Annotated in this window: 24 protein-coding genes; 18 read left to right on the forward strand and 6 right to left on the reverse strand. The window is 70.1% G+C overall.

All coding sequences use genetic code 11. The annotated features are described in order from the left end of the window. Nucleotides 1–86: 86 nt before the first annotated feature. Nucleotides 87–338 (reverse strand): DUF3297 family protein, encoded by a 252-nt coding sequence (locus BLP83_RS09250; protein WP_091241730.1) that lies wholly within the window; start codon nucleotides 336–338, stop codon nucleotides 87–89. A 126-nt stretch (nucleotides 339–464) separates the two neighbouring features. Between BLP83_RS09250 and BLP83_RS09255 the strand changes: the two genes are divergently transcribed. Continuing rightward, nucleotides 465–992, forward strand: a complete 528-nt coding sequence (locus BLP83_RS09255; RefSeq protein WP_176764094.1) for a phosphoglycerate mutase family protein — start codon at nucleotides 465–467, stop codon at nucleotides 990–992. Between the two features lie 7 nt (nucleotides 993–999). Here BLP83_RS09255 and BLP83_RS09260 read toward each other — a convergent pair whose 3' ends face one another. The 4 genes from BLP83_RS09260 to hslO form a co-directional block, all read right to left on the reverse strand. Then, a complete protein-coding gene (locus tag BLP83_RS09260; protein ID WP_091241735.1) occupies nucleotides 1,000–2,505 on the reverse strand; it encodes an aminotransferase class V-fold PLP-dependent enzyme in 1,506 nt (501 codons plus the stop codon). 245 nt (nucleotides 2,506–2,750) lie between these two features. Beyond that, on the reverse strand, nucleotides 2,751–4,541 hold the full coding sequence (locus BLP83_RS09265) for a diguanylate cyclase (protein ID WP_091241736.1): 1,791 nt from the start codon (nucleotides 4,539–4,541) through the stop codon (nucleotides 2,751–2,753). A gap of 44 nt (nucleotides 4,542–4,585) precedes the next feature. After that, entirely contained in the window at nucleotides 4,586–7,882 is a 3,297-nt protein-coding gene (locus BLP83_RS09270) for a S41 family peptidase (RefSeq protein WP_091241739.1), read from the reverse strand. Between the two features lie 195 nt (nucleotides 7,883–8,077). Next, entirely contained in the window at nucleotides 8,078–8,989 is a 912-nt protein-coding gene (gene hslO, locus BLP83_RS09275; protein ID WP_091241740.1) for an Hsp33 family molecular chaperone HslO, read from the reverse strand. 12 nt (nucleotides 8,990–9,001) lie between these two features. On the opposite strand from hslO, the gene mtgA reads away from it, so the two are divergent. The 17 genes from mtgA (at nucleotide 9,002) to BLP83_RS09355 (ending at nucleotide 23,651) form a co-directional block, all read left to right on the forward strand. After that, a complete protein-coding gene (mtgA, locus tag BLP83_RS09280) occupies nucleotides 9,002–9,754 on the forward strand; it encodes a monofunctional biosynthetic peptidoglycan transglycosylase (protein ID WP_091241743.1) in 753 nt (250 codons plus the stop codon). Between the two features lie 15 nt (nucleotides 9,755–9,769). Then, complete coding sequence (locus tag BLP83_RS09285) at nucleotides 9,770–10,786, forward strand: glycosyltransferase family 2 protein (protein ID WP_091241745.1); 1,017 nt, start codon at nucleotides 9,770–9,772, stop codon at nucleotides 10,784–10,786. 17 nt (nucleotides 10,787–10,803) lie between these two features. After that, on the forward strand, nucleotides 10,804–11,334 hold the full coding sequence (locus tag BLP83_RS09290; RefSeq protein WP_176764095.1) for an RNA polymerase sigma factor: 531 nt from the start codon (nucleotides 10,804–10,806) through the stop codon (nucleotides 11,332–11,334). Further along, complete coding sequence (locus tag BLP83_RS09295) at nucleotides 11,327–11,797, forward strand: hypothetical protein (protein ID WP_091241750.1); 471 nt, start codon at nucleotides 11,327–11,329, stop codon at nucleotides 11,795–11,797. Before BLP83_RS09290 ends, BLP83_RS09295 begins: the two co-directional genes overlap by 8 nt. Before the next feature lie 102 nt (nucleotides 11,798–11,899). Beyond that, a complete protein-coding gene (locus BLP83_RS09300; protein ID WP_091241752.1) occupies nucleotides 11,900–12,493 on the forward strand; it encodes an LON peptidase substrate-binding domain-containing protein in 594 nt (197 codons plus the stop codon). A gap of 45 nt (nucleotides 12,494–12,538) precedes the next feature. Then, nucleotides 12,539–13,588, forward strand: a complete 1,050-nt coding sequence (gene mltB, locus BLP83_RS09305; protein ID WP_091241754.1) for a lytic murein transglycosylase B — start codon at nucleotides 12,539–12,541, stop codon at nucleotides 13,586–13,588. After that, nucleotides 13,588–14,595: a septal ring lytic transglycosylase RlpA family protein gene (locus tag BLP83_RS09310; RefSeq protein WP_091241756.1), complete on the forward strand. Its 1,008-nt coding sequence runs from the start codon at nucleotides 13,588–13,590 to the stop codon at nucleotides 14,593–14,595. The genes mltB and BLP83_RS09310 overlap by 1 nt, the downstream gene beginning before the upstream one ends. Before the next feature lie 27 nt (nucleotides 14,596–14,622). Beyond that, nucleotides 14,623–15,879, forward strand: coding sequence for a D-alanyl-D-alanine carboxypeptidase family protein (locus BLP83_RS09315; RefSeq protein WP_091241760.1), 1,257 nt, complete (start codon nucleotides 14,623–14,625; stop codon nucleotides 15,877–15,879). Nucleotides 15,880–16,007: 128 nt separating this feature from the next. Beyond that, the gene (locus BLP83_RS09320; RefSeq protein WP_091241763.1) at nucleotides 16,008–16,526 is read left to right on the forward strand and encodes an EF-hand domain-containing protein; all 519 of its coding nucleotides are present in this window, start codon (nucleotides 16,008–16,010) and stop codon (nucleotides 16,524–16,526) included. A 15-nt stretch (nucleotides 16,527–16,541) separates the two neighbouring features. Next, entirely contained in the window at nucleotides 16,542–17,132 is a 591-nt protein-coding gene (locus BLP83_RS09325) for an RNA polymerase sigma factor (RefSeq protein WP_218121232.1), read from the forward strand. After that, nucleotides 17,129–17,545, forward strand: coding sequence for a hypothetical protein (locus BLP83_RS18660; protein WP_176764096.1), 417 nt, complete (start codon nucleotides 17,129–17,131; stop codon nucleotides 17,543–17,545). Before BLP83_RS09325 ends, BLP83_RS18660 begins: the two co-directional genes overlap by 4 nt. Beyond that, nucleotides 17,542–18,078, forward strand: coding sequence for a periplasmic heavy metal sensor (locus BLP83_RS18665; RefSeq protein WP_176764097.1), 537 nt, complete (start codon nucleotides 17,542–17,544; stop codon nucleotides 18,076–18,078). Before BLP83_RS18660 ends, BLP83_RS18665 begins: the two co-directional genes overlap by 4 nt. Before the next feature lie 108 nt (nucleotides 18,079–18,186). Next, nucleotides 18,187–18,483, forward strand: coding sequence for a YbeD family protein (locus BLP83_RS09335; protein ID WP_091241770.1), 297 nt, complete (start codon nucleotides 18,187–18,189; stop codon nucleotides 18,481–18,483). Next, a complete protein-coding gene (gene lipB / locus BLP83_RS09340; protein WP_091241772.1) occupies nucleotides 18,471–19,175 on the forward strand; it encodes a lipoyl(octanoyl) transferase LipB in 705 nt (234 codons plus the stop codon). Before BLP83_RS09335 ends, lipB begins: the two co-directional genes overlap by 13 nt. After that, on the forward strand, nucleotides 19,172–20,164 hold the full coding sequence (gene lipA, locus BLP83_RS09345; RefSeq protein ID WP_091241775.1) for a lipoyl synthase: 993 nt from the start codon (nucleotides 19,172–19,174) through the stop codon (nucleotides 20,162–20,164). Before lipB ends, lipA begins: the two co-directional genes overlap by 4 nt. Nucleotides 20,165–20,414: 250 nt before the next feature. Beyond that, complete coding sequence (locus BLP83_RS09350; protein WP_091241777.1) at nucleotides 20,415–22,592, forward strand: carboxy terminal-processing peptidase; 2,178 nt, start codon at nucleotides 20,415–20,417, stop codon at nucleotides 22,590–22,592. Nucleotides 22,593–22,646: 54 nt separating this feature from the next. Next, entirely contained in the window at nucleotides 22,647–23,651 is a 1,005-nt protein-coding gene (locus BLP83_RS09355; RefSeq protein ID WP_091241780.1) for a metal-dependent hydrolase, read from the forward strand. 260 nt (nucleotides 23,652–23,911) lie between these two features. On the opposite strand, the gene lrp is transcribed toward BLP83_RS09355, so the two are convergent. Continuing rightward, the gene (gene lrp, locus BLP83_RS09360) at nucleotides 23,912–24,400 is read right to left on the reverse strand and encodes a leucine-responsive transcriptional regulator Lrp (RefSeq protein WP_091241783.1); all 489 of its coding nucleotides are present in this window, start codon (nucleotides 24,398–24,400) and stop codon (nucleotides 23,912–23,914) included. Nucleotides 24,401–24,477: the final 77 nt, after the last annotated feature.

Below are 24,477 nucleotides of genomic sequence, written 5' to 3' on the forward strand. Positions count from 1 at the left end.
CCCCTGCGGGCGAGACTAGCAGGCACCGGGCCCGGCGATGTCGATGGCGGACGCGCTGTGGCGTCAGCGAGGCTCCCCGATCGGCCTCAGGCCGGCGCGTCCTGGTCGAGGAACCACACCTGCACCTCGCCGCTGTGCTTGAAACACATCGGCCGGCCGCGGCGGTCCAGGCTGCGGCCCACCGGCAGGCGCACCCAGCCCTCGCTGACGCAATACTCCTCGACGTCGGTGCGCTCGACGCCCTTGAAGCGCACGCCGATGCCGCGCTCCAGCGCCTCGGCGTTGTGGAAGCGGCTGCGCGGATCGGCGCACATGCGGTCGGGGGGCTGGTCGCTCATGGGGGTTCCGGGGTTATGGAGGGGCGCGCAAGGATACCGATGCCGGCGCCGGCCGACACCTGCGGGCTTGACCTCGCCGAAGGATGGCCCAGGCTGTCGCCTTCGGACGAGCAAAGGAAGGTGTCGATGAGCGGACGATGGATGCTGCTGGCGGCGCTGGCCCTGCCCACCGCCGCGTGGTCGCAGGCCCCGCAGGTGCCTGCCGATGGCCTGCTGGTGGTTGTAGTGCGCCATGCCGAGAAGGCGCAGGACGATCCGCGCGATCCCGGCCTCAGCGATGCCGGGTTGGCGCGCGCCGCAGCGCTTGCCGAGCGCCTGCACGAGCTGCCGCTGGCGGCGGTCTACGCCACGCCGTTCCGGCGCACGCAGCTCACCGCCCAGCCCAGCGCCGCGGCTCAGGGTCTGGAGATCGAGGTGCGCGAGTTCGTCAGTCGCGATCCCGACGAGGATGCGCTGGCCTTGCGCGAGACCCTGCTGCGCGAGCACCGCGGCGAGGCGGTGCTGGTGGTCGGCCACAGCAATACCGTGCCGGCGATCGTCGAGGCGCTGTCCGGCGAGGAAGCCGAAGCCATGCCGGAGACCGAGTACGACCGCTTGAGCCTCATCCGCATCGAAGCGGATGGGCGCGTCGAACTGCGCGTCGAGCGCTACTGAGCTTCGCTTACAGCGGTGCGAAGAAACCCGCCGCGGTGCTGTCGACGAAGTCGCAGTCGTCGCGATGGAACCACTCGTTGCGGCGCTCGCAGTAACGGTAGTCCTGCGCCCACGCGCGATGGTGGGCAGCCAGTTCGCGAATCGCGTGGACAATGAACCTTGCTTCGGCGTCGGTCATGGTGGGGTGCAGGGACAGCCTCACCCAGCCGGGCTTGTCGCAGAGGATGCCGGCGTTGATCTTGTCGGTGATCGACTTCGAGCGCTCGTAGCTGACCTGCAGCAGGTAATGCCCATAGGTGCCGGCGCAGGAGCAGCCGCCGCGCACCTGGATGCCGTAGCGGTCGTTGAGCAGGCGCACCGCGAGGTTGTAGTGCAGGTCCTCGATGTAGAAGCTCAGCACGCCGAGCCGGTCCGGGTGGTCGGCGGCGAGCAGGTGCAAGCCGGGGATGGCCGACAGCGCGGGCCAGACGATGTCCAGCAGTTCGTGCTCGCGGGCGAGGATGTTGGCCACGCCCATCTGTTCCTTCAGCTGGATGGCGAGCGCGGTGCGGATCGCCTGCAGGAAGCCCGGCGTGCCGCCGTCCTCGCGGGCCTCGATGTCGTCGACGTACTTGTGCTGGCCCCAGGGGTTGGTCCAATCGACCGTGCCGCCGCCGGGGTTGTCCGGCACGCGGTTGCGGTACAGCCGGGTGTTGAACACCAGTACGCCCGAAGTGCCGGGGCCGCCGAGGAACTTGTGCGGGCTGAAATAGATCGCGTCCAGCCCGGCCTGCGGCCGCCCCGGCGGGTGCATGACGATGTCGATGTAGGGCGCGCTGCAGGCGAAATCGACGAAGCACAGGCCGCCGGCGGCATGCATGCGCTCGGCGATGTCGTGGTAGGGCGTGAACAGGCCGGTGACGTTCGAGCAGCTGGTGATGCTGGCGATCTTGACCGGCCGCTGCGCGTACTTCGCCAGCAGCGCGTCGAGCGCGGCCAGATCGACTTCGCCGTTGGCATCCGGCGGGATCACCTCGACGTCGCACAGCGTTTCCAGCCATGAGGTCTGGTTGCTGTGGTGTTCCATGTGGGTGACGAACACGATCGGTCGCTGGTCCGGTGCCGGGCTGACCCGCTCGAGGTAGCTCTCGTGCACGCGCAGGCCGAGGATGCGCTGGAACTTGTTGACCACGGCGGTCATGCCCGAGCCGTAGCAGATGATCGCGTCCTCGGGCGAGGCGCCGACGTGGGCTTTGATCTTCTTCAGCGCCTGGTGGTAGGCGCGGGTCATCAGCGTGCCGGTGGTCGAGGTCTCGGTGTGGGTGTTGGCCACGAAGGGGCCGATCACCGCGCTCATGCGCTGTTCGATCGGCGCGTAGAGCCGGCCGCTGGCGATCCAGTCGGCGTACACGATCGGCATCTCGCCATACGGCGTACGCAGACGCTGGGCGCTGCCCAGCGTGCGTTCGCGGAACGGAGCGAAATGGGCTTCAAGCGCGCCGGGCGCGGCGTGGGCGTGGGGCAGGGCGGACATGGCGGGTGCTCATATGCTAGGCCGCTAATGTACGCGTCACCGTCCTTTCACGCATCCGGCAGCGCGGCGGCGTTGGGTGGACTGGCGGCCGCGCCCGGCTCTGGCCGCTTGTCGAAAAACGCCCATGCCGGGCGTGCTTCGAGTCGGCGGTCCGGCGCAGGTCGGTGCCGCCGCGCCACGAATCAAGCGCTTACACGCTCGATTCCTCGCTACGGCCATCCATGGCCGGTCTAGCAGGCTGCATTTCAACAGCCTGCCAGCGGGCGTTCATCGGCACTTCGAGGGGGGCGCGGCTGCAGCTGCCAGACCGGGCCCGGCGCCAGCTCCAAGCGGTTACGGCCGCTGTTCTTGGCGACGTAGAGCGCGCGGTCGGCGGCCGAAACGATGTCCTCCGGGCCCGTGCCCGGCTGCCACCAGCCCCAGGCGAGGCCGGCGCTCAGCGTGACCCGGCCCGAGGGCGCCCGCGCATGCGGCAGGTCCAGCGCCTCGACGCGCGCGAGCAGTTCGCGCGCGGTGGCGATGAAACGCTCGATGGCGCCGCCCGCAACCACCATCGAGAACTCTTCGCCGCCGCTGCGCGCCAGCTGGGCGCCGCATTCGCGGGCGACCGCCTGCAGCACCTCCGCCACCCGGCGCAGGCAGAGGTCGCCGGCGGGATGGCCGTAGCTGTCGTTGTACTGCTTGAAGTGATCGACATCGATCTGCAGCACCGCCATCGCCTCGCGGGTGCCGCTGATGCGCTGCCAGCTCTCTTCGATGGCCTGGCGGTAGGCGCGGTAGTTGCCGATGCCGGTCAATGAGTCCGTGCGGCTTTCGTCGCGCAGGGCGGCGACGGCGCGGCGCAAGGCCGAGGTGCGCCGCTCGATCTCGTGCTCGCGCTCGCGCAGGGCCGCGTCGAGCTGGGCGAAAGCCTCGCGCTCGCGCCGCCACAGGGCCGCGACTTCGTTGGCGATCGGCTGCAGCTCGCGTGGCAGCGAGCGGGTCAGGGCCTCGCCGGCATCTGCCGATTGCCCGGGCTGCAGGCCGCGGATTCCACGGCTGAGCGACAACACCGGACGGGTCAGCCAGACGCCCCCGTGGTGCGCGGCCATCCACACGCCCAGTAGCGACAGCAACAGCACCGGCAGGGCAACGCGCAAGCCCTGGCCAAGTGCGCTCTCGAGGGCGTGCTCCGGAAGCAGGGCGACTGCGGTCCAGCCGAACTCGGTGGCGGCAGCCATGGCGAAGTAGCGCACCTCACCGATCTCGAGGCCGCCGGGCTCCTCCCGGTCCTGCAGGGTGGCCAGCGCCTCGCGCAGGCCGGCCTCGGCGGCGATCCCGGGCTTGAGGCCAAGCCCGGCGCTGGCGAACACCACCTGGCCGCTGCGGTCGAGCAGCAGGCCGAGGCGCTGGCGATCGACCAGCGCGCCCAGCCGGCGCTGGATCACCTCGAGGTCGAGGGTGGCTTGGAGCACGCCGATCGGCTCGCCCCCGCCGTCGAGGATCGGCGCCGAGAGGGCGACCACCGGCTCGCTCCACAGGCCGCGGCCGATGAAGACATCGCTGAGATAGGGCCGACGCTCGAACCAGGCGACCCGGAAGTACTCGCGGTCAGCCACCGAGGCACCGACCCGGCTACGCAGGGCCTCGACGTTTTCGGACTCGCGCTGCAGCGAGACGATGCGGCCCTGCGGGTCGGCCACCAGCAGGGTGCGCAGCTCAGGGTTGCGCTGCGAGAGCTGGCGCAGGCGGCGCTCGGCGGTGGCGGTGTCGAGGGCCTCCCAGGGCAGGCGTGCCGCCAGTTCGATGCCGGTGAGGTGGCGCTCGACCAGCCCGCTGCTGCCCAAGGCCAGCGCGTCGGCGACCGAGGACAGGGCGTTGCCGATGCGCACCTTGGCGCCGTCCAGATAGGTCCAGAGCAGTACGCCAAGCAGCAGCAGGCTGGGCAGCAGGGCGAACACCGCCAGCAGGGCCACGCCGCGCGCGTGCAGGCTGCGACCGCCAGCGGAGGGGCCTTCGGGCGGGAGGGCGGCGGTGCTGGGGTCGGCTGTGCTCATGGGCAGCCGCGCATGCTAGCAGCCGTCTACCGGCCCGCGCCGGCTCAGCGCCTGATATCGCCCGCCGGCTGCCCGCGTGGCGGAATCGGTTCGGCCTGCAGCGCCGGCAGCGGTGCCTCCTGCAGGCGTTGCCGAAGGTGGGACAGGGCGGCTTCGAGCTGGGCGTCTTCACCAAGGAAGCTGGCCCGCGGCGGGTTGTCGACCTCGATGTCGGGCGCCACCCCCAGGCCTTCGATCAGCCAGCGGCCGCTGCCGACCTCGAACTGCCCGAACTCGGCGATGCGCGCGGTGCCGCCGTCGACCAGGCGGTTGCGGTCGGAGAGCCAGACGCCTGCGCCGGCCGTGCGGGTGCCGATCACCGGTCCCAGTTGCAGCGCCTTGATGCCTGCGGCGAAGGTCTCGCCGTCGGAGTAGGTGAGCGCGTCCGTCAAGACCACGAGATGACCCCGGAAGGTCTGCTGCATGTTGGTGTACGGGGCGCCGCGCGGCGGCTGCCAGAACGCCCAGGCACGCCGCAGCAGCTTCTCGAGGATCCAGCTGTCGATGTTGCCGCCGCGGTTGCGGCGCACGTCGATGATCAGGCCCTGGCGGTCGAACTGGGCGTAGAAGTCGCGGGCGAAGCTGGCGATGTCCTGCGGCCCCATCGCGCGCAGGTGCAGGTAGCCGATGCGGCCTTCCGCCACGCCCTCGACGCGGGCGCGCCGGCCCTCCACCCAGTCGCTGTAGCGCAGCGCGGCCTCGCGGTCGCTGCGCACCGGCAGCACCACCGTGCGGTGCGGGCTGGCAGCGCCGCGCTGCAGGTCCAGCAGCACCTGCTGGCCGGCCTGGTTGAGCAGCGCCTGCGCGAGCTCGGCGCGCGCGGTCACCGGGCGGCCGTTGACGGCCAGCAGGCGATCGCCGCTGCGTGCATCCACGCCGGGCTGGGCCAGCGGGCTGCGCTCGGCCGGCAGCTCGGGATCGCTGCGATAGATCCGCTCGATGAACAGGCCGCGGGCATCCGCGCCGATCTGTGCGCCGAGCGCGGCCGGTACCGGCGCATCGGGTGCCGCGCGGTACTCGCCGGGACGGATCTGCGAGTGCAGCAGGCCGAGCTCGGCGATCATCTGCGCCAGCAGGTCGTCGAGCTCGATGCGGTCCTGCACGCGCGGCAGCAGGGCCGCGTACTTGCCGCGGATCGCGTCCCAGTCGAGCCCGCGCATGGCCGGGTCGAAGCTGAACTCGCGGTGCATCCGCCAGGCGTCATCGAACATCTGCGTCCATTCCTCGCGCGGATCGTTGGGCAGGCGCCAGTCGGCCAGTTTGAGCGTCGCCCGCGACAAGTCCTCGGGCGCCTTGGCGCCGGCGGCGACGATCTGCAACTCGCTGGCGCCGCCGTTGTCGGGCTTGGCGCGCAGCAGCAGGAGTTTCTTGCCATCGGCCGAGAGCGCGTAGTCGGCGAGGCCGGTCGCGAAGGTCTCCGGCTTGGGCGGGGCATTGCCGATCGCGAGCGTGCGCAGCTGGGCCTGGCTGCCCGGGACGCTGTCGCGCTCCAGGAAGTACAGCCGGGCCTCGTCGGCGGCGAGTTCGCTGTAGTTGCCGGCCGGCAGCGGTGCCTCGAACAGGCGCTCGGCGAGGCCCTCCCAGACGAGCGGCCGCTTGCCTTTGTCCTTTTCGTCGCCCTTGCCTTTCTCCTCGCCCGCCGGCGCGGCGCGATCGAGCTCGGTGGTGGGCGCGAACGGGAATCGTGCCTCGGGGTCGAGCGCCAGTGCGTACAGACGGTTGCGGCGGTCGAAGAAGGGCCCGGTGTTGCGATCGCCCCAGGGGCCCGGCACCGAGCTCGCATAGCTGCGGCTGGCCAGGAAGTACAGAAAGGCGCCATCGCGCGAGAACGCCGCCGACACCGTCGGGTAGCGATCCGAGGTGAGGGTCGCGCGCCGGCCGCTGGCGACGTCGATCAGGATGAGCTGGTTCAGCAGCCGCGCGGAATCGACTCGCAGCACGGCCAGATGGCGGCTGTCGGGCGACCACTTGACCTCGGCGTAGGCGTCGTCACGCGCGAACTCGCCGTGGTCGACCTCGCGGTTGCGGCCGCTGGCGAGTTCCAGCACGAACAGCCGGCCGGCCTTGTCGGAATGTGCCAGCAGGCGGCCATCGGGCGAGGGATACAGACGCAAACGGTAGCTGCCTTCATCGCCGAGCACGCGCTCGCCGACGGGCCTGCCGTCGGCCGGATAGCTCCACAGCTCGCTGCGGCCTTCGATGTCGGTCAGCGCATAGGCGTGGGTGGCGTCCTTGGGCAGCACTGCCTCGCGCAGGCGCGCACCCGGCGGCGCAGCCAGCTCGATGCGGCGCAGGCTGTCGAGGCCGGCCACGACGGCCTGGCCGCGGGCGGTGAGCACGGCGCGGCTGCCGTCGGCGGCGAGCGTCGCGCCCTGCAGGTATTTCAGCGGCTCGGCCAGCTGGCGCTCGCGCGTCTGCGCGAAGTCAGATCCCAGGCGGATCTCAAGCCGGCGGTTCTCGCCGCTGCCGAGGTCCAGCAGGCGCAGGTCGGCGCCGTGCTGGTAGACCACCCGACCTCCGTGGGCGCTGGGGTGGCGCACGTCGAAGTCGGTGTGCGCGGTCAGCGCGGCCGGCGCCTCGCTGCCGTTCCAGCGCCAGAGCTGGGTGAGGCCCTCCTGTTCACCGAGCAAAAGCAGCTGGCCATCGAGGAACAGCGGGCGCTGCGGATTGCCGAGGCCAGCGGGCCGCAGGCGCTGCGCCTCTTCTTCCGAGCCAAGCTGCCATTGCCAGAGCTGGGCGGCCGCACCGCCGACGTAGTCGCGGGCGTTGTCGTTGGTGACGGCGAGCCCGAAGCGGCTGAAGTAGACGCGGCTGCTGGCGGCGTCGAAGGCCGCCTCGCGGGCATCCGCCAGCGGCAGGGTCTCGGTGGCGCCGCTCGCGGAATCGACCAGGCGCAGCACCCGCATCCACGAGGGCCCCACCGCGGCCTCGCTTGCGTAAACCACCCGGCCATCGGGCGCAAAGCCCTGCACCCAGACGCGGGCGTTGTCGAAGGAGAGACGTTTCGGCGCGCCGCCGACCAGCGGCATGGCATACACCTCGGGAGCGCCTTCGTAACTGGCCACGAAGGCGAGCGTGCGACCGTCGGGTGACAGCGCCGCCTGCGACTCCTCCGCGGGATGCGTGGTCAGCCGCTGGGCGAGACCGCCCTGCGTGGAGACCCGCCACAGATCGCCCTCGGCGGTGAAAACCACGGTGTCGCCGTGGAGCGCCGGATCGCGATACCAGCCTTCGGTGGCCGCGGCGGGCAGGGCAATGAGAAACAAGAGACCGGCAGGCACCGGCAGACGCGGAAAGGACATCGACGCAACCCTCGGCAGGCGGAGGTTCGAGTGTCCGGGTCAGGCGCGGCCGCGGCAATGGGGGAGGGTTGGGCTTGGAGCCGGGAGTGGCGATTCTGGATTGGGGATTCGCGAGAAGCGCGGCATCACGGCATGCCGCGAGAGCCGTTGCCCGGCTTCAGCGAATCCCGAATCCGGAATCCCCAATCCCGGGCGTTACTGCACCGTCCCCGCCGTGTCGCTGCCGCCGCCGGCGAACAGCTGCTCCAGGTCGACCGGGTCGAAGTGATAGTGCTGGCCGCAGAACTCGCAGATCACCTCGACCCGCCCGTCCTGCAGCGAATCGAAGGCTTCCTGGCGGCCCAGCGACAGCAGCATCCCGCCGACGCGGGCGCGGGTACAGGAGCAGCCGAAGGCCAGCGTGTCCTGCTGCAGCAGACGCACGCCCTCCTCGTGGAACAGGCGGTAGAGCAGGGTTTCGGCCGGCAGCGCCAGCAGCTCGGCGCGGGTCAGGGTGTCGAACAGGGCCTGGGCGCGCGGCCAGGCATCGGGCTCGTCGCTGGCGCCGGGGAGCTGCTGCAGGATCAGTCCGCAGGCACGCTCGCCGTCGGCGGCCAGCAGGATGCGCGTGGGCAGCTGCTCGCTCTGGCCGAAATAGCCCTCGAAGGCCTCCGCGAGGCTGCGTGCGTCGAGCGCCACCAGGCCTTGGTAGCGCTGCGGCTCGCGCTGCGCGCCGAGGGTGTTCTCGATGGTGATGGCCAGCATCGAGTCGGCGCCGAAGTGGCGCGGGTCGAGCGGCTCGGGCAGGGGCTCCTCGAAGCGCGCCAGACCGCGCAGGCGGCCCTTGGAGGTGCATTCGGCGAACAGGGTGCGCAGGGCGCCGCTGCCGCGCAGCTGGATCGACAGCCGACCATCGACCTTGACGTGGCCGGTGAACATCGCCGCCGCGGCGCAGGCTTCGCCGAGCAGGCCGGCGACGGCATCCGGATAGTCGGCGCGGCCGCGGATCGCCTGCCAAGCGGCGTCCAGCCGCACATGCACGCCGCGCAGGCCGCTGCGCTCCAGCAGGAAGCGGCTCAGCACGCCGTCGGAGTCGGTCGGAGCCACGGGGGTCGCCTCGGAAGCCATTAGGATGCCGCCATGTCGAATCGAGCCCGCCATCATGGGGACGCGCGAAAGCGCCCGCAAGCGCGGCGCCCGTCACGGCTGCGGCGCTGGCTGCGCCGCGCCGCGCTGCTGAGCCTGGCCCTGCTGCTCCTGCCGGTGCTGCTGGTCGGCCTGCTGCGCTTCGTTGATCCGCCCACCTCGGCCTTCATGCTCGCCTACCGGCTGGAGAGCGGCCAAGCCGTGGATCACCGCTGGCGACCGCTGGATGAGATCGCGCCGGCACTGGCCATTGCGGTGGTCGCCGCCGAGGATCAGCGCTTTCCGCAGCATTCCGGCTTCGATGTCGAAGCCATCCGCAGCGCGCTGGAGGAGGCCCGCGACGGCGGCCGCGTCCGCGGCGCCAGCACGCTGAGCCAGCAGGTCGCGAAGAACCTGTTCCTGTGGGAGACCTCGAGCTGGCCGCGCAAGGCGGTGGAGGCCGGTCTGACCGTGTTGATCGAGGCACTGTGGTCGAAGCGGCGGATCCTGGAGATGCACCTGAACCTCGCCGAATTCGGCGTCGGCGTGTACGGCGCGGAGGCCGCCGCGCAGCGCTATTTCAACAAGCCCGCGGCGGCACTGACGGCGGTCGAGGCCGCGCGTCTGGCCGTCGTGCTGCCTGCCCCCAAGCGCTACAGCGCCACACGGCCCGGAGCGCAGCTGCAGCGGCGCGCAGCGTGGGTTCAACGCCAGGTGCGGCAGCTCGGCGGCCCGGCCTACCTGCACGAGTGCTGCGGCTTGGACTAGAGCCTGCCTGCTAGCATGCGCGGCCGATTGGACGATGCCGGAACGAGCGAATCCGTGAACCCGCGCCTGACCTTAGTGGTGCCTGCCTACAACGAGGGCGAGGGCCTGCGTGCATTTCATGCGCGCGCCCGCGCCGCGCTGGATGCGCTGGTCGACGTCGAGGGCGAGATCCTCTACGTCGACGACGGCAGCCGCGACCACACCTGGCAGGTCATGCTCGCGCTGGTCAGTGAGGATCCGCGCTGCGGCGCCCTTCGGCTGTCGCGCAATTTCGGCAAGGAGCTGGCGCTCACAGCCGGGCTCGATGCCGTCGATGCCGACGCCGCGGTGGTCATCGATGCCGATCTGCAGGACCCGCCCGAACTCATCGTCGACTTCGTCGCGCGCTGGCGCGAGGGCTGCGACGTGGTCTACGGCACACGCCTGGAGCGCGAGGGCGAAACCTGGCTGAAGCGTTTCACCGCGGCCGGCTTCTATCGGCTGATGGAGACACTCTCGTCGACGCCGGTGCCGCGCGATACCGGGGATTTCCGCCTGCTCTCGCGGGCGGCACTCGATGCCCTGCGCCAGGTCCGCGAGCGCCATCGCTTCATGAAGGGCCTGTTCGCCTGGGTGGGCTTCCGCCAGTGCGCCATCGGCTACCACCGCGACCCGCGACATGCCGGCAGCAGCAAATTCAGTTACTGGAAGCTCTGGAACTTCGCGATCGAGGGCATCACCTCGTTCAGCACCGTGCCTCTGCGGATCGGTACCTACATTGGCGGCCTCGCAGCCCTCGCCGCCTTCGTGTATGGGCTGGTGATCATCGCCAAGACCCTGCTCTGGGGCGATCCGGTGGCGGGCTATCCCTCGTTGATGACGGTGGTCCTGTTCCTCGGCGGCCTGCAGCTGATGGCGCTGGGCGTGATCGGCGAGTACCTCGGGCGGCTGTACATGGAAGCCAAGCAGCGGCCGCTCTACCTGATCGAGACCGCGCTGTCGCCGGCCGCGCGTGCGCCGGCCGCCGCCGCGAACACCCGCACGAGCGCCTGAGCGTCATGCAGCCCGAGGTGAAGCTACGTCTGGAGGCGCTGCTGGCCCGCTTTGGCGCCCGCGTGCGCGCGCAGATCGAGTCCAACCGTTTGAATCAGCACGGAATCGACCCCGAGGACGTGGAGCAGGAGGTGCGCATCCGGCTGTGGAAGACGCTGGAGCGTGACCCAAATGCCGAACTCCCTGCGTCTTATGTCCAGAGAACGGTAGCCAGTGCCCTGGTCGATGCGGTGCGACGTGCCCAGGTGCGTCCCACCGAGGCACTTCCGGAGACGGAAGACGGCCTCGTCGATTTGCCGGGCCTGGGCCACGGTCCCGATCGCAGTGCGCTCGATGCCCAGCACGTCGAGCATCTGCGGGCCTGCTTGCAGGCGCTGCCGCCGAGGCGGCGCTTGCCGCTGCAGCTCTATCTGCAGGGCTATGCACTGCAGGAGATCGCCGACCTCACCGATCTCACCCTGGATGCCGCCCGCAAGCTGGTCTACCGCGGGCTGGACGAAATCAAGCAGCGCCTCGCGGCGCTAGGACTGGACGACTTCGATGACTGACGCACCCGCCCCCCGCCGACTCGCCGAGCTCTATCGTGCCGCCATGGCGCAGTCCCCGGCGGCAGACGCCGAGGCCCTGCTGTCCGCCCTCGATGGCCGCGGCAGCCGTGAATCGCGCGACGAGATCCTGAGCTTGGCGGCCCAGAACCCGACCCAGGCCGCTGTACTGCGCACGCTGGTCGAGCTGCGCAGCGATGTCGACCTTCTGCAGCGCGAAGTCGCCGGCCTGCGCCGGCGCTCGCAGTCTCGCACCCGCCCCGTCTGGGCGGCGTTGGCCGCGTCCTGCGCGCTGGCCGCGGTTGTGGCCTTCGGTCTCGGCGCGCCGGTGTCCGCGCCAACCGTGGACGACAGCTTTGCCCAGCAGACCCTGCAGGACGCGGACCGGATCAGCGCGGTGTCCTTCGAAGGTCCGGCCGAGCAGGCCGCTGAAGCGCCCCTGTTCAGCGGCAGCTTCGACTCCTGAGCGCACCAGCGCGGGTGGTGCAGGGGCGGGGCTGCGACAGGTGCCCGCAACGGACCCCGAGCTTCCGCAAGCGACCGCGCCTACCGGGCTAGACTGGGCGCCATGGCCGATCGCGATCTCCCGCTCTTCCCCTTGCGCACCGTGCTGTTTCCCGGCGGTGAACTGCGCCTGCGGGTATTCGAGCCGCGCTACCTGGACCTGGTGCGTGAATGCAGCCGGCAGGGCACGCCCTTCGGCGTCAGCCTGATCCTCGACGGCGTCGAAGCCGGTGGCCCGGCGCTGCCGGCGGCCGTGGGCACCACCGCGCGGATTGTCGATTTCTACACCCTGCCGGACGGCCTGCTCGGTCTGCGCTGCGTCGGCGAGTCGCGCTTCCGCGTGCGCCAGACCCGCATGCGCGACACCGGCCTCATCATCGGCGAGGTCGAGGCCCTGCAGACCTTCACGCCCGAGCCTGTGGCCGCCCAGCACGGCCTGCTGGCGCAGCTGCTGGAGCGCCTGCTCGCCCATTTCGGCGGCCCGCACGGCGACGCCGGAAAGGCTGAGCTCGATGATGCGCACTGGGTGGGCTTCCGGCTGGCGGAGATGCTGCCCTTCGAGAACGAGGCGCGGCAGGTCCTGCTGGAACTCGACTCCGCGGAAGCGCGGCTGGATCGCATCCTCGAGGCCCTGCCGCAGTTCCAGAGCGAAGCCTGAAACTGCGTTCAGGCAAGGCCGGCCGCGGCCCGGCCTGCGTGTAAGATGCGGCCGCTATCGGCCGTCAACGTGCTCACTTCGATGCGATTCTCCCTCCCGCTTTCCGCCATGGCCGCCGCCGTGGTCCTTGGCCTGTCGCCCGCGCTGTCGTTCGCCTCGGCCCGCCCCATCCTGAGCCCCGAAGCGCGCGCGGCCTTCATCGCCGAAGCCGCATCGAAGCACGGCACCGACCCGGCCGAGATCGAGCGCTGGCTGGGTGAGGCGCGCTACCAGCAGTCGATCATCGACGCCATCACCCGCCCCGCCGAGGCCAAGCCCTGGCGCGACTACCGCCCGATCTTCATGAACGAGCGGCGGATCAGCGATGGCCGCGCCTTCCTGCGCGAGCACTGGGACCTGTTGGCCAGGATCGAGGCCGACACCGGCGTGCCTGCCGAGATGATCGTGGCGATCATGGGCGTCGAAACCAGCTACGGCCGCATCACCGGCAGCCACCGCGTGTTGGATGCGCTCTATACGCTTGGTCTGTTCTACCCCCCGCGCGAGGCCTTCTTCCGCGGCGAGCTGTCGGCGATTTTCAAGTTGGCGCAGGAGGAGGGTATCGACCTCAACACCGCGAAGGGCAGCTATGCCGGCGCGATGGGCTGGGGCCAGTTCATGCCGTCTTCCTACCGCGCCTACGCCGTTGACGGCGATGGTGACGGCCGCCGCGATCTCTGGGGTTCACTGCCGGACATCTCCGCCTCGATCGCCAACTACTTCGTCGCCCACGGCTGGGAGCGCGGTCGTCCGGTGGTGGTGCCGGCAAAGTTCGCGGCCGCACAGGAGTTCCTGCCGGGCAACCTGGAGGCCAGCCATCGTCTCGCCGATCTTGCCGAGCGTGGCTACCGGCCGCAGCAGGCGATCGGCGCCGATCTGCCGGCGACGGTGCTGAACCTCGACGGGGCAGCAGGGCGTGAGCACTGGATCGCGTTCAAGAACTTCTACGTGATCTCGCGCTACAACCGCAGCCCGCTGTATTCGCTCGCGGTGTTCCAGCTGGCCGGCGAGATCGCGCAGGCCCGTCCGGACGGCGCCACCCCGCTGGCGCCGTGATGCGTTCCGACTGCGTGCGACGCGTCGCGCCGATACGTTCGCAGACGCTCGGTCGTCCCGTGCCGGCGCTGCTGCTGGCGGTGCTCCTGCTGCTGCTCGCGGGCTGCGCCGGCGGCCCGGCGCCGCGCCCGCCCGAGGGCCACGCGCCGATCTCGCGTCCTGATCCATCGAGGCCGCGGCGCCCGCCCTCGCACGGCGAGCCGGCGGGTGAACAGGGCGGTGGCCTGTACGCACCCCACATCCGCGACGGCGGGCCGGAAGTGCCGCCCGATGTCAGCGGCCTGCCAGAGCCAGTGCCGCGTGCCGAGCCGCGTGCGCGCTACGGCAACCACAGCCCTTACGTGGTGCTGGGCCGCCGCTATCACGTGATGGACAGCGCCGAAGGCTATGTCGAGCGCGGCGTGGCCAGCTGGTACGGCACCAAATTCCACGGCCGGCCGACCTCAAGCTTCGAGCCCTACGACATGTACGCCTTCACCGCGGCGCACAAGACCCTGCCGCTGCCGACCTACGCGCGCGTGACCAATCTCGAGAACGGTCGCAGCGTCATCGTGCGGATCAACGACCGCGGGCCCTTCCATGCCGATCGCCTGATCGACCTGTCCTATGCGGCGGCGGTCAAGCTTGGCATCCATATCCGCGGCACCGGCCCCGTCGAAGTGCGCGCGATCGTGCCGCGCGGCATGCACGCCGGCGTGGGCGAGGCCCCGCCCGCCGCGCGCGCCGCGGGCGCACCCCCGGCCGCGGAACCGCCGCCGCCGATGCTGGTCGAGGCCGGCGACGTGCTGCTGCAGGTCGGCAGCTATGCCGAGCGCGCCAACGCGCGCCGCGTGCAGGACCAGCTTGAGCGCGCCGGCCTGAGGCCGGTCCGGATCGAGCGCGCCGAGGTCGGCAGCGGCACGGTCTACCGCGTCCGCATCGGTCCGATCGACGTCGACCGCCAGACCGCCGTGGTCGAGCGCGTGCAGTCGCTGGGACTCGGCACGCCGCGCCCCGTCCGCCCCTGATTTCCCGCTTCCGAAAGAGGACTTCCCATGCCCCGATTCCACCAGCGCCTGCTGGCTGCCGCGCTCTGCGGCGCCGCGGCTTTCGCCACCGCCGCCCTGGCGCAGGCGCCTGCGCCCCAGCCCCTACCCACACCGCAGCCCGCCCCGACCCCCCAGCCCATGCCGCGCCCGGTGCCGGTGCCCAGCGCGCCGGCGCCTGCGCCACAACCGCCCAGTATTGAAGGCACGGCCTGGCTGCTGATGGACTACGCGACCGGCCAGGTGCTGCTGGGCGAGAACATCGACGCCCGCGTCGAGCCCGCGAGCATCACCAAGGTCATGACCAGCTACGTGGTTTCGGCCGAAGTGGCCGCCGGCAAGGTTGGCATGGACGATGAGGTGATGATCTCGGAGTACGCCTGGCGCCGCGGTGGCGGCGGCACCGACGGCTCGACCAGCTTCCTGCCGGTGAACTCGAAACACCGCCTGCAGGATCTGCTGCACGGGATGATCGTGCAGAGCGGCAACGATGCATCGATCGCGCTGGCCGAACACGTCGCCGGCAGCGAGGAGGCCTTCGCCAGCCTGATGAACCGCTACGCCCAGCAGCTCGGCATGACCGGCAGCTCCTATGCCAATGCCACCGGCCTGCCGGATCCGAACCTGTACACCACCGCGCGTGACGTCGCGATCCTGGGGCAGGCTCTGATTCGCGACTTCCCCGAGAGCTATGCCGTGCACTCGAAGAAGGAGCTCACCCTCAACGGCATCACCCAGCACAACCGCAACTCGCTGCTTTGGCGCGACCCCAGCGTGGACGGCATCAAGACCGGCCACACCAGCGCAGCCGGCTACTGCCTGCTGACTTCGGCGCAGCGCGAGGGCATGCGCCTCATCAGCGTGATCATGGGCTCGTCCAGCGAGAAGAAGCGTGCCGACGACAGCCAGGCCCTGCTGAACTACGGTTTCCGTTTCTTCGAATCGCACCAGCTCTACGGCGGCGGCGAGGCGTTGGCCGAACCCAGGCTCTGGAAGGGCGCGCAGGCCACGCTCAAGCTCGGCGTCACCGAACCGGTGCGGATCACCGTGGCCCGAGGCAAGTACGAGCAGGTCAAGGCCATGATTGACGTGCCCAAGCAGTTGGTCGCGCCCTATGCCAAGGGTGATGTGGTGGGCACCCTGCGTCTGATGCTCGACGACCAGACCCTGGTCGAGCGCCCGCTGGTGGCCTTGGAAGAGGCGCCCGAGGCGGGCTTCTTCGGCCGCACCTGGGATGGCCTCATGCTGTGGTGGGAATCCGAGTAGGGCCGCAGGCCTGGCCTGGGCGGCTTCGCTGAACGGAGTCCCGCCGGGCCGCGACGGAAGCGGCGGCCTGCCGCGTTGGACGGTTCAAGGCAGCCCGCCTTGACCCAGACACGCACAGGAGTCTCGCCATGCATACCCACGTTTCCCGTTCTCTGCTGGTGCTGGCCATTGGCGCCAGCCTGTTCAGCCTGGCCGCGCTCGCCCGTCAGCCGGGTGCCGGCGGCGAGCCCGGCGCCCGTGCCGAGCATCATGCGATGCGCCAGGCCGAACGTCTGAAGTCGCTCGACAGCGACAGCGACGGCCGTGTCAGCCCAGCCGAGATCGAGGCCGCCGCCGCCCGCCATGCCGCCGAGGTCGACGCCAACCGCGACGGCCGCATCGAGGCCGCCGAGATTGACGCCTTCCGTGAAGCGCGCCGCGCCCAAGCGCGCGCCGAGCGCCAGCAGCGGCAGCTCGCCCGGCTCGATGCGGACGGCAACGGACAGGTCAGTGCCGAGGAGTTCGCCGCTGCCCATGCCCGGCGCTTGCAGCGCATGGACCGCAACGGCGACGGCGTGATCGAGGCCGAGGAGTTCGGTCGCGGACAAGGTCGCGAGGGCCACCATGGCCGTCGCCACGGCCAAGGCCACGGCGGTCGCGGCGGCTGATTCCTGATGCCGAGCGTGTCGCCCGCTGCCTCGCATGGGGCCTGCGCCGAGGATCCGGACGCCGCCTTGATGGCGGCGGCCGGTCGCGGTGAGCCGCGGGCCTGCGCGCAGCTGGTGGACCGCCATCTCGCCCGTGTCCACCGGCTGGCGACCCGCCTGCTGGAGGACCCGAGCGAAGCCGAGGACGTCGCCCAGGAACTGTTCCTGCGGCTCTGGCAGGCGGCACCCGGCTGGCGCCGCGGCGACGCGCGGGTGTCGACCTGGATCCACACGGTCACTCTGAACCTCTGCCGCGATCGACTGCGTCGGCGTCGGCCGCAGCTCGCGATCGATGAGACCGTCGAGAACAGCCTGCCGGGCGAAGCCTCGGCGCAGCCGGAGAACGCCCTGCAGTCGGGCCAGCGTGAGGGCGCGCTGCGTCAGGCCATCCGCGAGCTGCCCGAACGCCAGCGCGAGGCCCTGCTGCTGTTCCACTTCGAAGGGCTCGACCAGGCCGAATGCGCGCAGGCGCTGGGCGTCAGCGTCGATGCGCTCGAATCCTTGCTGGCGCGCGCGCGCCGCACGCTCAAACATCGTTTCGCAGCGTCCCAAGGAGGCGCGCCATGAATCCACAACGCATGCAGCAGCTGATCGACGCCTACGGCGCTGATGCGACGCGCTGGCCAAGCGCGGAGGGCGGCCGTTCCGCGCTGCCCATCGACGCGCTGGGCCGTGCACTGCGCGAGGCCGATGCCTTGGATCGCGCGCTCGACGCCAGCTTCGAGTCAATGCCACTGCCGCTGGGCCTGCGCGCGCGCATCCTCGCTTCGGCACCTGCGCTCCGGCGCACCTGGTGGCAGGAGCTGGCGGAAGCGCTCGGCGGCGCGCGTCTCGCCGCGCCGGTGTTCGCCTGTGCACTGAGCCTCGGCATCGGCCTGGCCTGGCTGCTGCCCGCCGGCGGCAGCGCGGTCGACGGCGAGCTCGACAACTATCTCGCGCTCGCCTGGATCGACCCCACCGACAGCGAGGAACTGCCGTGAACACACTGAGCACGCCGATCCGTGTCGTCCTGCTGGCTTCGTTGGGCCTGAACCTGCTGCTGGCGGTGGCGGCCGGGGGGCTCTGGTGGCCCCAGCGCGCCGCCCCGGCGCCGCATGAGGCGCTGGAGGCGCGGAGCCTGCCGGATCCCCGGCGGATCGCGCGGGCCCTGCCGCCGGAGCGCCGGGCCCTGGTGCGCGAAGCGCTGGCGCCGGATCGTGCGGCTTTCGCCGAGGATTTGCGGGCGCTGCGTGCTGCCCACGCCGAAGTCCGTGATGCGCTGCGGGCCCAGCCCTTCGACGCGGACGCGCTGGCGACTGCCTTGGCCGACGTCCGTGAGCGCGAACGCGCCATGGCTGAGCGCGTCCATGGCGGCCTGCTGCGCCTGTCCGTCCAGCTCACCGACGCCGAGCGTGCCCAACTGGCGGACAGCGTGCCCCGGCGTGACCACCACCATGGCCGCGAGCGTGAGCGCGAGCACCGGGGCCGCGAGCGCGAGGAGCGGCGCGAGCAGCGTCGCGAGGACTCGGAATGAGGCGGGCGGAGAAGCCTGGCGCGCCCGGTGCAGCGAGTCCAGGCGGCGAGACTGTGCCGTCTCTCGCCTTCGCTTGGGAATCATGGGGGTCGGCCCGATAATGCGGGGATGAACAGCCAGCCTCCTTCGCCCTTCGGCGGCGCGCCCGAGCAGCGCGGCTTCGAGTTTCCCTGCAGCGTCGAGATCACCGCGGTTGGCGTGGCCGCCGCCGACTGGGTTGAGCGCGTTACCGGCGCAATCATGGCGGCCGGCCTCGCCCTCGACCCTGACAGCGTGCGGACGCGCGACTCCTCGGGCGGCAAGTACCAGTCGGTCACTCTCGCTTTCCACGCCGAGGCGCGCGAGCACTACGAGGCTGCCCACAACGCCCTGCGCGCGCTGCCAGGCATCAAGTGGACGCTGTGAAGCCGCTGCAGGTCTGCCGCCTCGGCCGGCAGCCCTATGAGCCGGTCTGGCGGGCCATGCAGGCCTACACCGACCAGCGCGGCCCGGACAGCCCGGACCAGCTCTGGCTGGTCGAGCACGATCCGGTCTTCACCTTGGGCCAGGCCGGCAAACCCGAGCACGTGCTGCTGCCCGGTAACATCCCGGTGGTGCGGGTCGACCGCGGCGGCCAGGTGACCTATCACGGCCCCGGTCAGCTGGTGGCCTATCCGCTGCTCGACCTTCGCCGCCTCGGCCTTGGCGTGCGGGAACTCGTCTGCCGCATCGAAAAGGCGACCATTGACGCCTTGGCCGAGTGGGGCGTGCAGGCGCATCGCGTCGACGGCGCGCCCGGCATCTATGTTGACGGCGCCAAGGTCATGGCGCTGGGTCTGCGCGTGCGCCGCGGCTGCAGCTTCCACGGCCTGGCCTTCAACGTGGCCATGGACCTCTCGCCCTATGTCCGCATCAATCCCTGCGGCTACCAGGGGCTGGCGGTGACCCAACTGCTAGACTTGGGCGGCCCCGATACCCTCGATGGCGCCGCTGCCGTGTTGGTGCCGGCGCTGGCCCGCGTGTTCGGGCTGGACCCCGTCGAGACACCCGCGCCGGATCTGACCGCGCTCGCCGCGCAGGCCGCCGTCGCCACTTCCCCAGAGCCGACCCCCGCATGACCGACATCGCCACCAAGCCCGAGTCCCGCGAGATCCCGCTGCTGGTGATGGGCGAAAAGCAGCTCGGCGAAACCAAGATCGCCCGCAGCCCGGTCAAGTTCGACGAAGCGCCCACCCTGCGCAAGCCGAGCTGGATCCGCGTGCGCCTGCCCTCGGGCAATGCCGTGCAGCAGCTGAAGTCGCGCCTGCGCGAGAACGCCCTGGTCACGGTCTGTGAAGAGGCCAGCTGCCCCAACATCCACGAGTGCTTCAGCCACGGCACCGCGACCTTCATGATCCTGGGCGAGGTCTGCACCCGCCGCTGCAGCTTCTGTGATGTGGCCCACGGCCGGCCCAAGCCGCCGGACCCGCTGGAGCCGATCAACCTCGCCCGCACGATCGCCGACATGCGGCTGAAGTACGTGGTGATCACGTCCGTCGATCGCGATGACCTGCGCGACGGCGGCGCCCAGCACTTCGTCGACTGCATCCGCGAAACCCGTGCGCTGTCGCCGAACATCAAGGTCGAGATCCTGACTCCGGACTTCCGCGGCCGTGGCCGAATGGACCGCGCGCTCGAAATCCTGGCGACCAACCCGCCGGACGTGTTCAACCACAACCTCGAAACCGTCCGCGAGCTCTACACCAATGTCCGCCCTGGCGCCGATTACGACTGGTCGCTGCAGCTCTTGAAGCGCTTCAAGGCCCAGCACCCGAACGTCGCCACCAAGTCCGGGATCATGCTTGGCCTCGGCGAGGACATGGACCAGGTTGTCGGCGCGCTGCGCGATCTGCGCGCGCACGATGTCGACATGGTCACCATCGGCCAATACCTGCAGCCGACCCCGCACCACCACCCGGTGATGCGCTACTGGCACCCCGACGAGTTCGCCGAGCTCGAGCGGATCGGGCTTGAGATGGGTTTCACCCACGTCGCATCGGGCCCTCTGGTGCGCTCCAGCTACCACGCCGATCGCATGGCCAAGGACGCGGGCTTCGTCGAGCTCTGAGAGTTCGCGCCGGGCCTGCTGCCTGGGCTTTCGCGCACCGCCTGCCCTCCGGCACACGCCAAGCCGACATTCGCGGGTGCAGGGTAGGGCCTGAACCGAAGGGCGTGAGCTGGGGAACTCTCCCGCGTCCCCGCACTCCTTGCGGTTCCAGTTGCGCGATCCTGCCGCGCTCGTCGCTCTCGGGGCTTCGAGACTGGCATGATCGGCGCCTTGGGTCCTCCAGCCCCACTCCGCATTCAAGGTGCACGGCATGCGTTTCAGCTCACTCCGCTTCGCCCCCCTGCTGTTGGCCCTGGTGCTGCCGCTGGCGCCGGCGTTGGCCAAAACCGAGCGCAGCCGCGTCGATGCGCTGTCGCTGGAACCCAATGCCCAGCAGACCGAAGCCGCGCGCTGGATGGCGCAGCTGGTCAGCAATTCGCGCTTCCACTACAGCCCACAGAAGCTCGACGACGCGCTCTCGGCGCAGATTTTTGATCGTTACCTGGAGGCGCTGGACGGCGACAAGCTGTTCCTGCGCGCCGAGGACGTGGCGGCCTTCGAGTCGTATCGGCCGCAGCTTGACGATGCCATCAGCGGTGGTCGCCTCGCGCCCGCCTTCGAGATCTTCAAGGTCTACCGTCAGCGCGTCGATGAGCGTACCGCCGCCATCCGCGAGCTGCTGAAGCAGGACTTCGACTTCACCGTCGACGAGAGCTACAGCTTTGATCGGGAAGATGCGGCCTGGGCGCAGTCCGCGGAGGAGCTGGATGAACTGTGGCGGCTGCGGGTAAAGAACGACGTGCTGCGCCTGCGCCTGGCGGGGCGCGAGATGGACAAGATCCGCGAGACCCTCGACAAGCGCTACAAGAACTTCGGCGAGCGCATCCGCCAGATCGACGCGGAGGACGTGTTCCAGACCTTCATGAACGCCTATGCCGGCGCGATCGAGCCGCACACCTCCTACATGAATCCGCGCACCTCGGAGAATTTCAACATCTCCATGCGCCTGTCCCTCGAGGGCATCGGCGCGGTGCTGAGCCGCAACGACGAGGAGTTCACCGTGGTCCGCTCGGTGGTGCCGGGTGGCCCGGCCGCGCTGTCCGGCAGGATCAAGCCAGGCGACCGGATCGTCGCCGTCGGGCAGGGCGAGAGCGGACCGATGGTCGATGTCGTGGGCTGGCGCCTGGATGACGTGGTCGACCTGATCCGCGGGCCCAAGGACTCGGTGGTGCGCCTGGATGTGCTGCCGGCCGAGGCTGGTATCGATGGCGAGCACGTGCTGCTGTCGCTGTCGCGGCAGAAGGTGAAGCTCGAGGAACAGGCGGCGAAGAAGCAAGTGATCGAAGTCGGCGAGGGCGAGAACGCGCGCCGGGTCGGCGTGATCTCGCTGCCCGCGTTCTACCAGGACTTCGAGGGCCGTCGTCGCGACGAGCCCGACTACCGTTCGGCCACTCGCGATGTGGCTCGCCTGCTGGAAGAGCTCAAGGCCGAAAACGTCGAGGGCGTGGTCATCGACCTCCGCAACAACGGTGGCGGGTCGCTGGATGAGGCGACGGAGCTGACCGGCCTCTTCATCGATACCGGCCCGGTGGTGCAGATCAAGGACGCAGGCCGGCGCGTGTCCATTCAGACCGACCGCAAGCCCGGCGTGGCCTGGGACGGTCCGTTGGCGGTCATGATCAACCGTGCTTCGGCTTCGGCCTCGGAGATCTTTGCTGGCGCCATCCAGGACTACGGCCGCGGGCTGATCGTGGGCGAGCCCACCTTCGGCAAGGGGACGGTGCAGAACCTGGTGGATCTCGACGCCTTCTCGCGTGAGAACCCGGGCTTGGGTCACCTCAAGATGACCGTGGCGCAGTTCTTCCGGATCGCCGGCGGCAGCACCCAGCACAAGGGCGTGGAGCCCGATATCGCCTTCCCGGTGACCTGGGATGCCAGCGAATACGGCGAGAGCGTCTACGACAACGCCCTGCCCTGGGCCGCAATTGCGCCGGCCAAGTACGAGGCCTACGGCGACTTCGCGCCGCTGCTGCCGATGCTGAAGTCGCGGCACGAAGCGCGCATTGCCCATGACCAGGAGTTCCAATGGTGGATTCAGGACGTCGAGGAATACCGCAGCCTGCGCGAGCGCAAGACCCTGTCCCTGAACGAGGCCACGCGTCGCGCCGAGCGTGAGCGTGACGAGGCCCGCCGCAAGGCGCGCGATGAGCAGCGCAAGGCCCTGGGTCAGAGCGTCGACGAGGATGCGATCGCCGACCTCGACGATGGCCTGCAGGCCGACGAGCGCCCGATCGAGAGCGAGGATGAAAGCGCTGAAGAGAAGCCCGACGCCCTGGTACGTGAGACGGCGCATCTGCTGGTCGATGCGATCGACCTCTTGCGCGCCGACTCCAAGCTCGCCGCTCGCGTGATCCCCGAGACCAGCCCGCTCAAGGCCCTGGTCGACTGAGGCCCCTGCGGCGGTGGCTCGAACGCGCCGCCGCAGCCTCTCTGAGAACCCTGAATGGATTCGCTGAGCCAGCTGCTGCTGGGCGCGGCCTGCACCGCCGCCTGCGTGCCCTCACGCCATCGCCGCGCCGGCCTTCTGATCGGCGCGGCCCTGGGCACCTTGCCCGATCTTGATGTCATCCCGCTGTCCTTCTTCGATCTCGATCCGGTGCAGCAGATGACCCTGCACCGTGGCGCCTCGCATTCGCTGTTCCTGCTGCCTCTGCTGGCCCTGGCGCTGTGGGCGCTGCTGCGACGCTGGGCCCCCGTGTGCGAGGCCCCGCGCGCCTGGCTGGCCGGCATCGCGCTGGCCCTGTTCACCCATCCGCTGCTGGATGCGCTCACCGTCTACGGCACCCAGCTGGTCTGGCCGCTGCAGCCGCATCCGGCGATGTGGGCCTCGCTGTTCATCATCGACCCGCTCTACACGCTGCCGCTGCTCATCGGCTGCGTGCTGGGCTGGCTGCTGCGTCACCGTCCCGCGGGAACGCGCGCGCTGCTGGCCGGGCTGATACTGTCGACCGGCTACATCGGCTGGTCGCTGACCGCGAAGATTCTGGTGGAGCGCGAAGTCGAACGCAGCCTGGTGGGCACCGGCCATGAGGATGCGCCGCGCTTTTCGGTGCCCATGCCCTTCCAGACCCTGCTGTGGCGCGTGGTGGTGATGACGCCCGAGGGATTTCTCGAGGGCGAGCGCTCGTTGTGGGCGGACTCGGGCCCGATCCGTTTCCGCGAGTACCGCAGCGACGTCGCGGCGCTGGACGCGGTACGCGAGTTGCCGTCGGTGCAGCGCCTGCGGTGGTTCAACCGCGGCTTCATGAAGGCCGAGGTGCGCGAGGGCCGGATCGTGCTGTCCGATCTGCGCATGGGGGCGGAACCCGACTACAGCTTCAACTTCGCGGTGGCGCGGGTCACCGATACGGGGATCGAGGAGATCCGCCCCGAGCAGCTGGCCTGGCCTTGGCAGGTGAGACGACGGCTGGCCGAAATGTGGGATCGGATCTGGGTGCAGCCGCCGTAAGCAGGGATTCGGGATTCGGGATTCGGGATTCGTAGAGCAGGGCCGCGCAAGCGTTCCCGCCTGGCGCAGGCCCTGGGCGCGGCAGATGGAAGACTGGTGAATGGGCTGCATCAGCTGGCCGATCGTCTCCCCTCTCCCCTTGTGGGAGAGGTGCAGCCATCTCGCGGCAAGCTTTTCTCCCCCTCTCCCCAACCCCTCTCCCACAAGGGGAGAGGGGCTCACGCGCGCATCCTGCGGAGCCCTACGAAACCCCAACCCCGCTATCCATCCACCTCGAGCTCCAGCGTCTCCTTGACCTCCTCCATCACCGCGTAGCTGCGTGAGCCGGACACGTGGGGCAGGGTCAGCAGGGTTTCGCCCAGCAGGCGGCGGTAGGCGGCCATGTCGGGCACGCGGGCCTTGATGAGGTAGTCGAAGTCGCCGGACACCAGGTGGCACTCCAGCACCTGCGGCAGCACCACCACGGCGCGCTTGAACTCCTCGAACACGTCCATGGCCGTGCGCAGCAGACGGATCTCGACGAACACCAGCAGGCCGGCGCCCATGCGGCCCGGGTCGAGGCGCGCGTGGTAGCCGCGGATATAGCCCTCGTCCTCCAGCTTCTTGACCCGTTCGAGACAGGGCGTGGGCGATAGGCCAACGCGCTTGGCCAGCTCGACATTGGCCAAACGGCCGTCGCGCTGGAGTTCGCGCAGGATTCGGCGGTCGATCTTATCCAATTGATTTAAAACAACTTTCTTCTGCTTCACGGAGATCCTGCTGCGAAGTCGCGCTTGGGCCGACGATTCGGCGGTCGATCTTCAATCTACAGCAGGAAACTCTGGCA

This window comes from Aquimonas voraii (assembly GCF_900101825.1).
Classification (GTDB): domain Bacteria; phylum Pseudomonadota; class Gammaproteobacteria; order Xanthomonadales; family Xanthomonadaceae; genus Aquimonas; species Aquimonas voraii.

Coding starts and splice junctions, on each gene's coding strand:
- mtgA (WP_091241743.1), top strand. CDS start 9,002: ATGTCGAATCGAGCCCGCCATCATGGGGACGCGCGAAAGCGCCCGCAA.
- BLP83_RS09265 (WP_091241736.1), bottom strand. CDS start 4,541: ATGAGCACAGCCGACCCCAGCACCGCCGCCCTCCCGCCCGAAGGCCCC.
- BLP83_RS09285 (WP_091241745.1), top strand. CDS start 9,770: ATGCGCGGCCGATTGGACGATGCCGGAACGAGCGAATCCGTGAACCCG.
- BLP83_RS09310 (WP_091241756.1), top strand. CDS start 13,588: ATGCGTTCCGACTGCGTGCGACGCGTCGCGCCGATACGTTCGCAGACG.
- BLP83_RS09270 (WP_091241739.1), bottom strand. CDS start 7,882: ATGTCCTTTCCGCGTCTGCCGGTGCCTGCCGGTCTCTTGTTTCTCATT.
- BLP83_RS09315 (WP_091241760.1), top strand. CDS start 14,623: ATGCCCCGATTCCACCAGCGCCTGCTGGCTGCCGCGCTCTGCGGCGCC.
- BLP83_RS09320 (WP_091241763.1), top strand. CDS start 16,008: ATGCATACCCACGTTTCCCGTTCTCTGCTGGTGCTGGCCATTGGCGCC.
- lipA (WP_091241775.1), top strand. CDS start 19,172: ATGACCGACATCGCCACCAAGCCCGAGTCCCGCGAGATCCCGCTGCTG.
- BLP83_RS09300 (WP_091241752.1), top strand. CDS start 11,900: ATGGCCGATCGCGATCTCCCGCTCTTCCCCTTGCGCACCGTGCTGTTT.
- mltB (WP_091241754.1), top strand. CDS start 12,539: ATGCGGCCGCTATCGGCCGTCAACGTGCTCACTTCGATGCGATTCTCC.
- BLP83_RS09295 (WP_091241750.1), top strand. CDS start 11,327: ATGACTGACGCACCCGCCCCCCGCCGACTCGCCGAGCTCTATCGTGCC.
- BLP83_RS09335 (WP_091241770.1), top strand. CDS start 18,187: ATGAACAGCCAGCCTCCTTCGCCCTTCGGCGGCGCGCCCGAGCAGCGC.
- hslO (WP_091241740.1), bottom strand. CDS start 8,989: ATGGCTTCCGAGGCGACCCCCGTGGCTCCGACCGACTCCGACGGCGTG.
- BLP83_RS18660 (WP_176764096.1), top strand. CDS start 17,129: ATGAATCCACAACGCATGCAGCAGCTGATCGACGCCTACGGCGCTGAT.
- BLP83_RS09355 (WP_091241780.1), top strand. CDS start 22,647: ATGGATTCGCTGAGCCAGCTGCTGCTGGGCGCGGCCTGCACCGCCGCC.
- BLP83_RS09255 (WP_176764094.1), top strand. CDS start 465: ATGAGCGGACGATGGATGCTGCTGGCGGCGCTGGCCCTGCCCACCGCC.
- BLP83_RS09350 (WP_091241777.1), top strand. CDS start 20,415: ATGCGTTTCAGCTCACTCCGCTTCGCCCCCCTGCTGTTGGCCCTGGTG.
- BLP83_RS09260 (WP_091241735.1), bottom strand. CDS start 2,505: ATGTCCGCCCTGCCCCACGCCCACGCCGCGCCCGGCGCGCTTGAAGCC.
- BLP83_RS09250 (WP_091241730.1), bottom strand. CDS start 338: ATGAGCGACCAGCCCCCCGACCGCATGTGCGCCGATCCGCGCAGCCGC.